This is a genomic window from Rufibacter radiotolerans, assembly GCF_001078055.1.
GTDB lineage: Bacteria > Bacteroidota > Bacteroidia > Cytophagales > Hymenobacteraceae > Nibribacter > Nibribacter radiotolerans.
In genome coordinates this window covers 1156722-1171368 of record NZ_CP010777.1, presented here as the reverse complement: position 1 = coordinate 1171368, position 14647 = coordinate 1156722, and the positions used below count along the sequence as shown (strand labels likewise).

Annotated in this window: 9 protein-coding genes; 8 read left to right on the top strand and 1 reads right to left on the bottom strand. The window is 49.5% G+C overall.

The window, feature by feature from the left end; genetic code table 11:
- The first annotated feature begins 192 nt into the window (after positions 1-192).
- The 5 genes from TH63_RS04930 to TH63_RS04910 all read left to right on the top strand — a co-directional run bounded on the left by TH63_RS04930 (position 193) and on the right by TH63_RS04910 (position 7273).
- Complete coding sequence (locus TH63_RS04930; RefSeq protein ID WP_048919970.1) at positions 193-738, top strand: REP-associated tyrosine transposase; 546 nt, start codon at positions 193-195, stop codon at positions 736-738.
- Positions 739-1347: 609 nt separating this feature from the next.
- Complete coding sequence (locus TH63_RS04925) at positions 1348-1935, top strand: hypothetical protein (protein WP_048919969.1); 588 nt, start codon at positions 1348-1350, stop codon at positions 1933-1935.
- A gap of 474 nt (positions 1936-2409) precedes the next feature.
- Positions 2410-4254, top strand: coding sequence for a cache domain-containing protein (locus TH63_RS04920; protein WP_048919968.1), 1845 nt, complete (start codon positions 2410-2412; stop codon positions 4252-4254).
- A 58-nt stretch (positions 4255-4312) separates the two neighbouring features.
- A complete protein-coding gene (locus TH63_RS20065; RefSeq protein WP_048919967.1) occupies positions 4313-6403 on the top strand; it encodes a cache domain-containing protein in 2091 nt (696 codons plus the stop codon).
- Positions 6404-6694: 291 nt separating this feature from the next.
- Positions 6695-7273, top strand: coding sequence for a TMEM175 family protein (locus TH63_RS04910; RefSeq protein ID WP_048919966.1), 579 nt, complete (start codon positions 6695-6697; stop codon positions 7271-7273).
- 122 nt (positions 7274-7395) lie between these two features.
- On the opposite strand, the gene TH63_RS04905 is transcribed toward TH63_RS04910, so the two are convergent.
- The gene (locus tag TH63_RS04905; RefSeq protein WP_048919965.1) at positions 7396-9804 is read right to left on the bottom strand and encodes an AAA family ATPase; all 2409 of its coding nucleotides are present in this window, start codon (positions 9802-9804) and stop codon (positions 7396-7398) included.
- 255 nt (positions 9805-10059) lie between these two features.
- Between TH63_RS04905 and TH63_RS20235 the strand changes: the two genes are divergently transcribed.
- The 3 genes from TH63_RS20235 (at position 10060) to hrpB (ending at position 14422) form a co-directional block, all read left to right on the top strand.
- Entirely contained in the window at positions 10060-10227 is a 168-nt protein-coding gene (locus tag TH63_RS20235) for a hypothetical protein (RefSeq protein ID WP_156180385.1), read from the top strand.
- A 156-nt stretch (positions 10228-10383) separates the two neighbouring features.
- Positions 10384-11589 (top strand): DUF1624 domain-containing protein, encoded by a 1206-nt coding sequence (locus tag TH63_RS04900; RefSeq protein WP_048919964.1) that lies wholly within the window; start codon positions 10384-10386, stop codon positions 11587-11589.
- A 394-nt stretch (positions 11590-11983) separates the two neighbouring features.
- Complete coding sequence (gene hrpB, locus TH63_RS04895; protein ID WP_048919963.1) at positions 11984-14422, top strand: ATP-dependent helicase HrpB; 2439 nt, start codon at positions 11984-11986, stop codon at positions 14420-14422.
- Positions 14423-14647: the final 225 nt, after the last annotated feature.

Genomic DNA, 14647 nt, shown 5'->3' with positions numbered 1-14647 from the left:
GTGTTGAAAAGTTTGTTCGCACGGGGATTACAAATCCCCCTTTCGGTACTTTCGGATTGCAAATCCGAAAGAGCAAAAAAAAGAAAAAAGTGGTTACAAAATCGAAAGTGCAAGTACGATAGATTCAGTGTTACCCTACAACCTTTAAAAGGCCTATATGGGTATAAGGGCAGAAAATATATCCTGTAAGCAATGGGCATCAAGAATAAAATCCAGGAAGGGTATTTGTATTACCTGACGCTTACTGTAGTGGACTGGATAGATGTTTTCACAAGACCGGTGTACAAGCACCTGTTAGTAGATGCCCTTAGGTACTGCCAACAGGAGAAGGGACTAGAAGTATATGCCTGGTGTTTAATGACCAACCACCTTCATTTAATAGCAAGCGCTAAAGAAGGGCAAAACCTATCCCATATTTTAAGAGACTTCAAGAAGTTTACAAGCAAAGCCCTTATCAAAGCTATTCAAGAGAAAAATGAACGCAGAAAGGAAAGGTGGTTGAGTAGATTCACATTCAGAGGAGCGCAAGACCCGAAAATTATGCAATACAAATTCTGGCAAGAAGGCAATGAAGCCAAGGAAATTCACTCCAATGCTTTTTTGGACCAAAAACTGGAATACATTCACCAAAACCCGGTCCGGGCAGAAATTGTGAGTGAACCTGAACATTATCTCTACAGTTCTGCCCGTGACTATGCGGGCGAACAAGGCCTGCTGGAAATTATTTTGGTGCAGTAACCCTTCCTTTTTCTAGAACAAATAAGCTTACGAATCAGCTGTCAATTTTGAAAAAAAGTGGCTGGTTTTAAGGGGACAGTTAAGGGTAGTTTAGTTTTAGAAGAAATGCGTAGGGGATTGCAAATCCCCCTTTCGGTACTTTCGGATTGCAAATCCGAAAGAGCTACAGAGTTCTATAATACTTTTAATTATTGCTGTTTGGGATTTGCAATCTCGAACCATTGAAAAGCGGATTTGTAATCCGCCTTCCATGAACGGTAAGTCTATTCAATCAAGTTCAAGTATTTGGAATCTTCCTGTAATGCTCCCATTCCTATTCTGACCGCTGTTTGGGATTTGCAATCCCGAACTACCGAAATACGGATTTGCAATCCCCTATCCCTAATCCCCCTGCCCAAAAACCACCCCTCCCTACCCGCACCCATTCCCCCAGAAGTCCTACTCTTTCTCCAATCCTATGGTTAAATATGAAAAACCATATTTTTAATTATAACGTGAAAGAAAATTACAAATATTAGCTTCAAACGCTTGCTTGCTACATTTTTCTTCTTACCTTTTTGCACAATTCAGCAAAAGCATATATCTGGTTACGTTATCCATCTAAGAATAATGAAAGAGCTAAAGCAGCGCCACCTATTCAGCAGCAAAGAATTCACCTTGAGGAAATCTGGGATCAGGGTCATTACCACGAACTGGAAAGAAAACATGGAGTACCGCATTCGGTACGAAGACATGGGCTTTGAACTGGTGAAGAAACGCGAGAAAGCCGCGCTCCTGCCGGCATGCCTGCTCAGCCTTTTCTCCGGCATCAGTCTGTATTCCTTTGTGGTTTCATTCCTGCACGAGGGCGCGGGTCCGGTTGCCTTGCTCTGGATTAGCGCCACCCTGGTGTCTATGGTGCTGGCGGCGCTGGCCTTCTCTCATACCAACCGCGACCTTGTCCTGCTCACCGGCGGGGCCAAAACGCTGGAACTGTTCCGCGGGAGCCCTTCCAACATGGAGGTAGATAACTTTATCTTGTCTATTCATGCCCACATTCAGGCCTACTATAAAAACAAATATGGCGTGGTAGAACAACACCTGCCCCAGGAAGTGCTGATTGAGCGGTTCGGGTGGCTGCGCGAAATGGGTATCCTGAGCCAGGAAGAACACGAGGAACTCTGGATGCAGCTGCAGATCAAAGACCTGCTGTCGTAAGGAGAAGTCGTTTAGAAAAGTCTTTAGAAAGAACTCCCGTTTTGGGCCTGTTTTACAGAAAACAGGCTCAAAACGGGAGTTCTGCGTTTACCGGGTTTCAATAGCCACAAGTAGTGATTTCAGGAGAACCAACCTTGCCCAGATAGCCGGCCCCTGAATTCAAAAGAAAAACCAAAGCACGGACGCGCTTGCCATGGCCAAAGGTGCCTGCTGCTGATTCTACCTAAGTGCCCTAACAACCAACAGGGCACCTCGTCGTAAAAAATACTATCCCCACAGATACCAAATCCCCGGGTATTTGCTCCCCCACATGTGATCCACCTGGGCTACAGAAGCAGAACCGGCGCAAAGGTTTTTCTCCTGAGCAAAAGACCCCTGACCGGCAGTACCCCTGCCCTTGGAGAACCTAGCTTCCGTGGCTCCGGCCCATGACCAACTAGCCTGCTCATTCCTTTCCTAACTCTACCTCTACCTATGAAAAAAGCATCTCTCTTGCTTGTCATCGCCGCGGCTGTTCTTCTGGCTGGCTGGTTGGTGTTGGGGCCCGCCCGTCCCGGTAATGCCTTGTGGACCCTACACCCTTCTGCCCAGGCTTCGGATCAGAATCTTCGGCCTCCTGGCCAAATTTCCGGCACCCAAACCCAGGACTCTATTGCCCTAATTACCGCTCTGGTAAAAGACGCGGGCGGGCTTATCCAGCAGAAGGGCGAGGCGGCCTTCCAGGAGTTCAAGGTACCCGGCAGCCGCTGGCGGAAAGGCCAGACCTATGTTTTTGTGCTGGACCCACAGGGCAACATGCTGGTGCACGCAGATTCCACCATGGTGGGCAAAAACCAGATAAACCTCAAAGACCTGAAAGGCAAACCCATCATTCAGGGCCTCCTGACGGCCGCTACAGAACACCCCAACAAACCCGAAGGCTGGTTCCATTACCAGTGGCCGGTTCCGGGGGGGCTCCTTCCGCGCTGGAAAAGCAGTTACGTGCGCCAGGTAAAAGCCCCGTCGGGCAAGAGTTACGTGGTAGGCAGTGGTTTGTATGATGACCGCATGGAGCGCGCGTTTGTGGTAGACATGGTCAAAGACGCGGTCATGGAGATCCAGCAAAAGGGCAAAGGCGCCTTTAAGGCCTTCCATGACCCGGCGGGCCCGTTCCTGGTGAAAAATGCCTACATTTTTGTGCTCACCATGGAAGGGATAGAGTTAGTGAACCCGGCTTTCCCCAACCTGGAAGGGCGCAACATTTTAAACGTGAAGGACCCCACCGGCAAGTACCTCACCAAGGAGATCCTGAAAACGGTGCAGACCAAAGACTCGGGCTGGGTAGATTACCAGTGGCCTAAACCCGGCGAGAACGTTCCGGCACCCAAATCAGCGTACGTGCAGAAAGTTATGCTGGACGGCAAACCGGTGGCCGTGGGCTGCGGCGTTTACCTGGCAGACGCCCCCAGGCCTACCACTGCCGTCCGCGCCATGACCGCCCCAGAACTTATGGCCCTGGTCCGCGAGGCCGCCACGGTCTTTGAAAAGAAAGGCGAAGACGCCTACCTCGAGTTCAAGCGTAAAGGCTCAAAATGGTATAAAGACAACACCTACTTTATTGTCTGGGACCTGAAAGGAAGGCGGGCTTTCCATGCCGCTGATCCTAAGCTGGCCGGCAGCAATGCGGCAGGCGCCAGAGACGTGCTAGGCCGGCCCTATGGCAAAAGGATTCTGGAAGAAGGAAACAGCCCCGCCGGCGAAGGCTGGCTGCACTACATGTACCCAGAGCCCGGCGATATTTTCCCGGCCTGGAAATCTGTGTTCGTTAAACGGGTCACGTTCCCTAACGGCCAGCCATACATCATTGGCAGCGGCATCTACCACATGCAGATGGACCAGACCCTGATCAAGGACCTTGTGGACCGGGCCGCCGCCCTGGTGGCTTCCAAAGGCAAAGAAGCCTTCCCGGCGCTGCGTGACAAGACTGGCCGCTACGTGTTCATGGACACCTACGTGTTTGTGGAATCGCCGACAGGCGATGAACTGGTCAACGGCGCCCAGCCCAGCCTGGAAGGCACCAACCTCTGGAACACCAAAGACCTGAAAGGAAATTACTCGGTGCGCGACTACATTACCGCCGTAATGCAGAAAGACAGCGCCTGGGTGGAATACTATTGGTACAAGCCCAACGAAAACACGCAAAGCAAAAAACTCACCTACGTTAGAAAAGTAACCCACGGCCCCGACACCTACATTGTAGGGGCTGGCTTCTACCCTACCCAGGACGCGACAGAAGCCCTTAACGTGCCCAAGGGGAAAAGCAGTAAGCAAAAGAAATAGCACGGTCTTCTTGTTCAGGAGACCTTAAAATTCCTTCATACCCAAACTTCCTTTACCCATGGAAACACTAGAAATCAATTCTAAAGAGACAGCCTCTCTTGTAAGTGCCCCGCCAGAAAATAAAGACACAAGTGAGGTAACCAGGCTGGTGCAGGACGCCGTCGCCCTGGTGGAGAAGGTGGGCGAGGCGGCATTTAAGGATTTTAAGGTACCGGACAGCCGCTGGCGCCAGGGCGAGACGTATGTTTTTGTACTGGACCTGGAGGGAAACATGCTGGTGCACCCAGAGCCAGACATGGAAGGGAAAAACCAACTGGACCTAAAAGACCTGAACGGCAAATCCATTGTCTGGGGCCTGATAGGCGCCACCAAGGCGCACCCAGACAAACCGGAGGGCTGGTTCCACTACCAATGGCCCAAACCGGGTGAGCTCCTCCCCCGCTGGAAGAGCAGCTACGTGCACCAGGCAAAGGCCCCCAACGGGAAAACCTACGTGATTGGCAGCGGCATGTATGACAACCGCATGGAGCGCGAATTTGTGGCAGACCTGGTCCTGAACGCGGTGGGCGAGATAGAGCAGCATGGGAAAGCCGCCTTCCCGCTCTTCCATGACCCTAAAAGCCAGTACCTGGCCAAGGACGCTTATATCTTCGTGATGGACCTGGAGGGCAATGAGTTGGTAAACCCGGCTTTTCCAACCATAGAGGGTCGTAATATCCTGGACTATAAAGACACCAAGGGCAAGTACCTTATTAAGGATATTCTGGAGATTGTGAACACCAAAGGCGAGGGCTGGGTAGATTACATGTGGCCCAAACCCGGCGAGAGTGTCTCTAGCCAAAAATCGGCGTACGTGCACAAAGCCCTTTTGGACGGTAAACCGATGGCCGTGGGCTGCGGCGTTTACCTGCCAGATGCGCCTAAAGGCACCAAGCCTGCCGCCACCATGACCGCTCCGGAATTAATGAATCTGGTAAGGCAGGCCGCCGATTTGCTGCAGCAGCAAGGCGAAGAAGCGTACCCCCAGTTCAGGGAAAAAAACTCAAAATGGCTGAATGACGAAACCTACTTCTTTGTCTTAGGCTTTGACGGGACCCGGGTTTTCCATGCGGCAGAGCCAACCACCGAGGGAATAAACGTGCTGGAGCAGAAAGATGCCCTGGGCAAGCCTATGATTCAGATGATGCTGGAGGCGGGGGCCAGTCCGGGCGGTGAAGGGTGGGTCCACTACCAATACCCACAGCCAGGCTACATCTTCCCCACCTGGAAATCTACGTTTGTTAAGCAGGTCACCTACCCCTCTGGCCAGACCTTCATTATTGGTTGCGGCGTTTACCACCTGCAACTAGACAAAGCCATGATTGAGGATCTGGTGAACCGGGCGGCCTTGTTGGTAGCGGAAAAGGGGCAGGACGCCTTTGGTCAGCTACGGGATAAAACGGGCCCCTTCTATTTCATGGACACCTATGTTTTTGTGCAGACCCCCGAAGGTGTTGAACTGGTGAACCCCGCGCAACCCAGCCTGGAAGGAAAAAATCTGATGAAACTGAAGGACCTGAAAGGCAAGGAAATAGTAAGAATTGAAATATCAACGGCCATGACCGACGGCAGAGCTTGGCTGGAGTGCTATTGGTACCAACCCGGCTCTAATACGCCGGCGCTTAAGCAAACCTATGTACAAAAAGTGCAGGCGAAAGACGGCAAGACCTATATTGTGGGTTCCGGACTCTACGGCGGGGACGGCCCTTCCAGCAAAGACGTGAAAGAGAAGATACAGAAAAGCTCCTGGGAGGCAGTTCACACAGAGGAGCTGACAGACTTACTTAAGCGCCAGGTGCTCTTCGGGGAAAAGACTACCCTGGCCAGGTTCCAGGGGAAAGACGGAGCGGAAGTAGAACGCCACCAGCATGTAAACGAAGAAAATACCTGGGTACTTTCGGGGACCTTGAAATATGTCTTTGATGACCGCGAGGTGGTGGTGCGGACCGGTGAAATTATCCTGGTTCCGCCAGATGTTCCCCATTCTGTCATTTTACTGGAAGACACTGATTTTGTGACCCTCTTCTCCCCGGGCCGCGAAGACTGGCTACAGGGGCAGGACCAGTACCTGCGCAACCAGAAGAAACCCACGGAACAGGACCATGCCTGATAGCCCTTTGAGGACCTAAACCGTTAATTTCTTTCTATTTGTGTAAATGGCGGGGTGGCAATAGAGGTGCCGCCCCGCCATTTAGCAGGAGGTCACCAGGCATTTGCCTTCTGTTCCCGCTATAACCCGGCAAGATCGTTTTGAGCCTGTTTTATTCAAAACAAGCCCAAAACGAAATCTTGCCCTTTCTACACCTTTAAATTAAATCAATATAGCTTTTCCTACATACAACTTTTAGTACTACCTTCCTTTTTGTAAGTAGAACCGTGCGCCAGAACATGGCCCCCACACATGAACAAAGGACGGCTAGAAGCATTTAGTGATGGCGTCATGGCCATCATCATCACCATTATGGTACTGGAGATAAAGGTACCGCACGGCACCGAGTGGCGCGCCCTGGTCCCGCTCTTGCCCGTATTCCTGAGCTACGTGCTCAGCTTCATCTACATTGGCATTTACTGGAACAACCACCACCACATGCTCCACAGCGCCGCCAAGGTGAACGGAAGTATTCTCTGGGCCAACCTTCACCTGCTTTTCTGGCTGTCTTTGATTCCCTTTGCCACCGGCTGGATGGGCGAAAACAGCTTCGCGCCGGCGGCTACGGCCTTGTATGGCGGCATCCTGCTCCTGTGCTCTATTGCCTATTGGGTGCTGGAGCAGACCATCATTAGAAAGAACGGCAAAGACTCCCTCCTCGCCAAAGCCATTGGCCAAGACCTGAAAGGCAAACTCTCCCCGCTCTTGTACCTGACCGGCATAGCCCTCTCCTTCTGGAGCCCCTGGGCCGCGAACGGTGTCTATGTGCTGGTGGCGTTGATGTGGTTGATACCGGATAGGAGGATTGAGCGGGTTTATGAGGAAGAGTGATACATTCTTAAAATCACTAATTAATTATTTAGTGCAATTATCAGTTTTAGTCTAACTACAAATCTTATCAAAATTCATCAAGGTATATCATAAGCAAAACTTATCTATTAATCAAAATTTAATCATACTAATATTTTTGAATAAGCCTTTAGCTTATCATCTAATAAGTATGGCGAGTATTGAAGAATAGCAAGAGTATTCTTCAATTTCAAATGCTGATTAATTAAATTGTTTAACTTTTTAACCATACTTTTTGTATGACTATATATTAAAGGATTACTATTATATAGCAACACTGCCGGCTCTACATTATCCGATAGTCTCTTTATAAGTATTTTCAAACTCTTTTCTTGCAATTCATTTTGAGCTTTTAATATCAAAGACCTTATAAGAGATATTTTTAATGTTGGACACAAATACTTTATGTGCTTCTCATTAATAAAGTACCCCTCAATATCGTTATATTTAGTTACAAATGGCATTGTTTTAGTTAGCCCTTGCTTAGCAATAAGGCCTTCTACTGTGGCCAATTTCTTTGTATATTCAAAATCTCCATCTAGATGCCAAACAATTAACTTGACATTATCCAAATCCTCATAAGCTTTTATCATACCAGCGGCCAGTCTTAAATCACCTGATGTATGATAAGTTTTAATTTTCACTTTATCCATGCAGAAACCATTTGATTTCAACACTAAACCAAGATTTGAATTGATATTATCATCAGCCTCAGCATCCTCCGTAAGCACTATACAAGTAATATCAGTATTATAACGCTTTTTGAATTCATCAATCTCATTTTTATAAGCTTGAATCTCCTGCACTACCTTTATTTCATCATATAAGGTCGTCAACTCATCAAAAAAACCACTTTCAAATTGTTCTCTAAACGACCCATTGTAACCTAACTCCATATATTTTATTAATGTATTGTTAGGTCCATTTTTATTAATATAATAAATACGAATGCATTCAGAAGACACAGTTTCATTAGCAACATGATATTGGAGCCTTCTGACAAAATACTCACTGTGTGTTTCAATTATAAACTGGATATTAAATCTATCACAAGCGTCTATTAGCATATCAGCTAGTAGTGATTGCCATTTGGGGTGAAAATGAGATTCTGGCTCTTCAATAATTAAAAGCTGAGGAGTACAATCGAGTTCCCTATATTCTCCATAATATTGCCCCTGTTGTCTTGCAAGGGTTGCTATTTTTGACAGCAATAATATCAGTTGGGCCACACCGAATCCCAAGTCAGCTAAAACTTTCCTTTTAACAATTTTATAAGGACTTCCAGTAGTTTTTAATAAGGCAAAAGTACAAACATCATGTTCTGGGAAATGCTTGATTTCGTAATCATTAAAATCATCAATACCAAATTTTCTAATCCATTCTAAAATAAAAGTTTTAGGCAAGGAAAAACCCTCGTTCCTTTCATGAAAATATAAATCAGTAATAACTCTATCTAATATATTCCCATCACCAAGATGTAATCTTTTCAATTCTCCTCTTGAAAGAGGCAAATGATTTAAATTTTTAGTAAAAAATGACTTAATAACATAAAATGCATCTGTAAATAGTAAACCTAGAAGCACAGCAACCACTTTACCTTTTACTTCCTTTTTTCTAATAACCCGAATATTCTGAAAAGACAAAGAATAAATTGCGTTCTCTAATGTATTAAAATCTTTTAATGAACTCTCTGGACCATATAAAGAGTCAACATCGTAACCTGTAAATATTGAACTAAATTTTATATCATCCTTTAATTTTAAATTCAAAAACTCCTCAATTGAAGTTTTCAATTTTAGCATTGTTTCATTAGAGCCAAAATTATACTGAGGACCGCTTAAATGTATATCTACGTATTGCTTCTCAACTCTGAAATCAAATTCTTCAAACTTTGTCCCATATTGCTCCTTTGGGTCTTCCAAATACTCTATACTACTAGAAGAGACTCTTTTAAACCAATTTGCATTCTCCTCTTCTTTTTCCTTTATTTTTTTTAAAATAAATTGAACCTCTTGAGTAAATTTTGAAATATTAATAAATAAATCAAATGAATCTTGAATTGAATCGAAATAATGGTCTACTTTTTCATTGGAAAAACTCTTCCTTGCCAGCGAAAACAGCTCAACATTACTACTCTTTTCGAAAACTACTAAACTTATACACTCAGCTTTATAAGATTTTACGTCTTTTTTGGGCAAATACTTTAAGTGAATCTTATACTTATCTGTTTTAAATATTGGAAAATCAACCAATATAGATATTGCCTCACTACTATTCTGTTCGAAAACCGCATTTTGATAATCTCCAAGACTATGCGATTTTCCAGCAAAATCTAAATTTTGCAAAAATTTATTATCAACAAAACTATCTTTAATTAAGAGTAATAATTTTGACAATGAGCTTTTACCCGAATTATTTACACCTGTTAATACATTTATTGACTCTAATTCAATAGAAACCATTGAATTAAAAGTCCTAAAGTTCTCAACCCCTAAAGATTTGATAAATGCCATTTATATTAAAAAATTTAATTTATTAACAAACGCTTATAAACCAAAAATCAATTTAGTTTTTACAAAAACAACCCAATAAACAAAATTAAACCTTCCAAATATACAATATTCTAAATTTATTAACATTATCAAATTATAACACCTTAATTTCAGAATGTTATCAAGGTATATATCTTCAACTATTAACAACTTTAGTAAATTTACCATTGACTCATAGAATCTCTATTTTAATTTTTTACATTAATACTCTTCCCCTTGCCTTTCGACCCATTTACCATAGACCTGCCCGTTAGGGAGATTATCCCTTCCGTGCGGGAACACCTTGCCGCCCAGAACACACTGATTGTGAACGCGCCTCCGGGGGCGGGCAAGAGTACCCTGTTGCCGTTGGCCCTCTTAGACGACGCCTGGCTCAAAGGATAGAACACCAAGCTACCGGAACACTGCCTACTTACTGACCGCACATTGACATAACAAAAGGAGAGAAAGGCATCCTTTCTCTCCTACTCTTCTCTAGGAAAGAAAACCGAAGATAATTACCTTAGAACCAATTGGTAACCCTTCCCAACCTTTCCGCCTATGACCCAAACGGTACTTACTTCTTCTCCCTTGCTCACCCGCCAGCACCGGGTATCCACTATTGACGTGGTGCGGGGCCTGGCCATTGTGATCATGGCCCTGGACCACGTGCGGGATTTGATGCACACCACCTCGCTGGCGCAAGACCCGCTGGCGTTTGCCACTACCACCCCCGGGTTGTTTTTGACGCGCTGGGTCACGCATTTCTGCGCGCCCACGTTTGTGTTTCTGGCGGGCACCTCGGCGTACCTGGCGCTTAAAAGCCACGGAGACGTGGCCCGGGCCCAGAAGTTTTTGTTGCGCCGGGGCCTTTGGCTGATGGCGCTGGAGGTAACGGTCATCGGCTTCGGGATTTGGTTTGATATCCAGTTCAGGACCGTCATGCTGCAGGTTATCTTTGCCATCGGGTTTGGGTTTGTGGCGCTGGCGGCGCTGTTGCGCTTGCCCAGCAGAGTCATTGGCGGCCTGGGGCTGGCCATGGTGGTCTTGCACAACCTGTTGCCCCAGGTGGGTCCCGCGGAGACCATGGGCGGTACGTTTCTGTATTCGCTGTTGTTTCGCCAGGGCTTCTTTCCCTTTGAGGTAGGTCCGGCGGTGTTGGTGGCCTATCCGTTGGTTCCCTGGTTGGGAATTCTGCTGCTGGGGTACGGGTTTGGCGAAGTCTTTAAACAGGAAGCCGCCGCCCGCCGAAGAACCTTATGGCTCACGGGGCTGCTGTTCCTGGTGGTTTTTGCCGGGTTGCGGTACTTTAACCTGTACGGCGAGCCTTCGCCCTGGGCCCCGCAGAGTACCGCGGTGTTCACCTTCCTGTCTTTCCTGAACGTGACCAAATACGCCCCTTCGTTGCAGTTTATTCTGCTGTTTCTGGGCCTTATGTTTGTGCTGCAGGCGCTGATTCACTTGGCCAACAATGCCGTCACGGGGTTCCTGGCCACCTACGGCCGCGTGCCGCTCTTCTTTTACCTGGTGCACTGGTACGTGATTCACACGTCTATGCTGGTGATGGTGCTGCTGCAGGGCGTGAAGTGGCAAGACCTGCCCTTCGGGATGCTGGAGTTTGGCCGGCCCAAAGAAGGCGTGGGGTTAGAGTTACCCTACGTGTACCTTTTCTGGTTATGCCTAGTGCTGGCGCTCTACCCCGCCTGCCGCAGGTACAGCCGCTACAAAACGGCCCACCCAGAGAAGAAATGGCTGAGTTATCTGTAGCCAACCGCCCCACATAAGGTGAACCAGTCAACCCCTTAAAGGACCTTACCCGCTTTGCGGAAGTAGTCCAACCCGACGCGGGAAAGCAGGGCGCTAAAGTTGCTGGTCCGGTAGCATGAACCAGGCACTCTGCCTGCTGGTAGAAAGCGGCATTCACTAAATCTGCCACTTCCTCCTATGCAGCTATCCTTATACGTCGCTCCAGCTAAAATTCTTTCCCGTACTTTTGTCTTCCTGAAAGGACCTTGCGGGCGAACCAGATAAGCGTTGCATAAACGCAACCACCGCTCGCCCCCAAGGTCCTTCCGGAATGGCACAGCGAAAAGGGAGCCATGTAAGCCTTCGTTTTCTGCCACATTCCTAATTCTTAATTCCTACTTCTTAATTGTCACCCTTGTCTTTCGATCCCTTTTCCATAGATCTACCCGTTCGGGAAATCATTCCGGCGGTGCGCGAAAACCTGGCCGCCCAGAACACCCTTATTGTGAACGCGCCTCCGGGGGCGGGCAAGAGTACCCTGTTGCCGCTGGCTCTCTTAGACGAGGCCTGGCTGAAGGGGCAGAAAATCATCATGCTGGAACCCCGCCGGCTGGCGGCCCGCACCATTGCCGAACGGCTGGCACAACTGCTGGGCCAGGAGGTGGGCCAGACCGTGGGCTACCGCATCCGTTTTGAGAACCGCACTTCAGAGAAGACCCGCCTGGAGGTAGTCACTGAGGGCATCCTCACCCGCATGCTGCATTCAGACAACGCCCTCAACGGCGTAGGGCTGGTCATTTTTGACGAGTTCCATGAGCGGAGCATCCACGCAGACGTGGCCATGGCCCTGGCACGCGAAGCCCAGAGCACCCAGCGCCCAGACCTGCGCATTCTGGTCATGAGCGCCACGCTCAACATGCCCCAGCTCACCCGCCTGCTCAACGCCCCCGCCGTAGAGAGCCAGGGCCGGCAATACCCCATAGACGTGCATTACGCCGGCGAGACCGATGCCCAACTGCTCCATGAAATGACTGACCGCGCCACCCGGAAAGCCCTGCAAGAACAGCAAGGCGATGTGCTGGTGTTTCTGCCCGGCGAGCAGGACATCAGAAAAGTGGAAGCCCTGCTTAGGAGAGGCCTGCGCGAGGTGGCCATCCACCCGCTGTACGGCATGTTGCCCCCCGGCAAGCAGTACGCCGCCATTATGCCAGACCGCAACGGCAAGCGCAAAGTGGTGCTGGCTACCTCCATTGCAGAGACCAGCCTCACCATTGAAGGCGTTACCGTGGTCATTGATACCGGCTTTGCCAAAACCCAGCGCTTTGACCCCGCCACCGGCCTGAGCAGGCTGGAAACGGTGCGCATCTCCAAAGACGCCGCCGACCAACGCGCCGGTCGGGCCGGAAGGTTAGGTCCGGGCACCTGTTACCGCCTCTGGACCGAAGCCCTGCACGAACGCCTGGCCCCACACCGCACCCCCGAGATTCAGGAAGCCGATCTGGCCCCGCTGGTGCTGGACATGGCCGCCTGGGGCATCTCAGACATCAGGGCGCTCACCTGGCTCACGCCGCCGCCCAAAGCCGCCCTGCTGTACGCCCAGGAAACCCTGCATCAGCTCAATGCCCTGGAGAACGGCCGCATCACGGAGCATGGCCGGAAGATGCACGCCCTGCCCACGCACCCGCGTCTGGCGCACATGCTGCTGGCCGCCCAGGAAAGCGACCAATTGGCCCTGGCCACTGATGTTGCCGCCCTGCTGGAAGAACGTGACCCTTTGCCCCGCGAAGTCGGCATTGACCTGAACCTGCGCCTAGAGGCCCTGCGCCGCACCCGCAAAGAAGTCCTGCACCAGAAGCGCTTCTCCAAGATTGACAAGATTGCGTCTTCCTACCGGCGCCTGTTTAACATTGAGCCCGAGAACACCACGGTAGACCCGTATGAGACGGGCGTGCTACTGGCTAACTGCTACCCAGAGCGCATTGCCTACGCAAGGCCCGGCAACAACGCCCAGTTCCAGCTGGCCAACGGCAAGTACGCCTCTGCCGGCCACCGCGATGACCTGGCCCATGACCCCTGGCTGGCCATTGCCCACCTGCACGCCGGCGGCGATGGTCCGGGCCGCATTTTCCTGGCCTCGCCGCTCAACCCCAAAGACCTGGCCCCGCTAGTCAAGCAGAAAGACGTGGTTTCCTGGGACCCCGAGGAAGGCGAATTAACAGCCTCCCGTGACATGCGCATTGGAAGTATTGTGCTCCAAAGCAAACCCCTGCCCGAGCCCGACGAACGTTTCCTGGTGCAAGCCATCTGCGAAACCATCAAGCGCGAAGGCGAGGACTGGCTAAACTTCTCTGAGGCCGTGAAGCAGTTCCAGAACCGCGTGCTGTGCCTACGGAAATGGCACCCCACCGAAGGCTTCCCCGATATCAGCATCCCTACCCTGCTCATGACTTGTAACGAGTGGCTGGCCTACCACCTGGAAGACGTTCAGATTGGCCAGGACCTCCTGGACATTGACCTGCTCCCCCTGCTCCAGAACATGCTGACCCGCGAGCAACGCGAACGCCTGGAAGAACTGGCCCCGGCCACTTTGACGCTACCAGATGGCCACGCTGTGGAACTGTACTACCCAGACAATGCTCTGGCCCCTATCATGGAGATTAGGCTGCAAGACGTGTTTGCCTGGGAGCACAACCCTACCGTAGACGGCGGCGACGTAGGCGTGGCCCTGCACCTGCTCACCCCAGACCTAAAGCCTTTGAAGGTGGTGAACAGCCTGCATTACTTCTGGCAGGAAGAATACCGCTTAATGCGCGGCTCCCTAAAAGCCCGCTTCCCGAAGGTGGATTGGAGGTAAATAAATTGTTTATTGTTGATTGCTCATTGTTAGATCGAGGGAGTTGCAGACCTCACAGGTTTTGAAAACCTGTGAGGTCTGCGTTTATAGAGTGGCTTCCGTTTTAGGCTTGTGTTTCATAAAACAGGCTCAAAACAGAAGTGAGGGGTAGACTGCTGATTTCTTGAATTTAAAACCGGAAGAGGCCGCGGCTGTAGTTTTTGCCGCCGCAACGCAAGAGGCTTA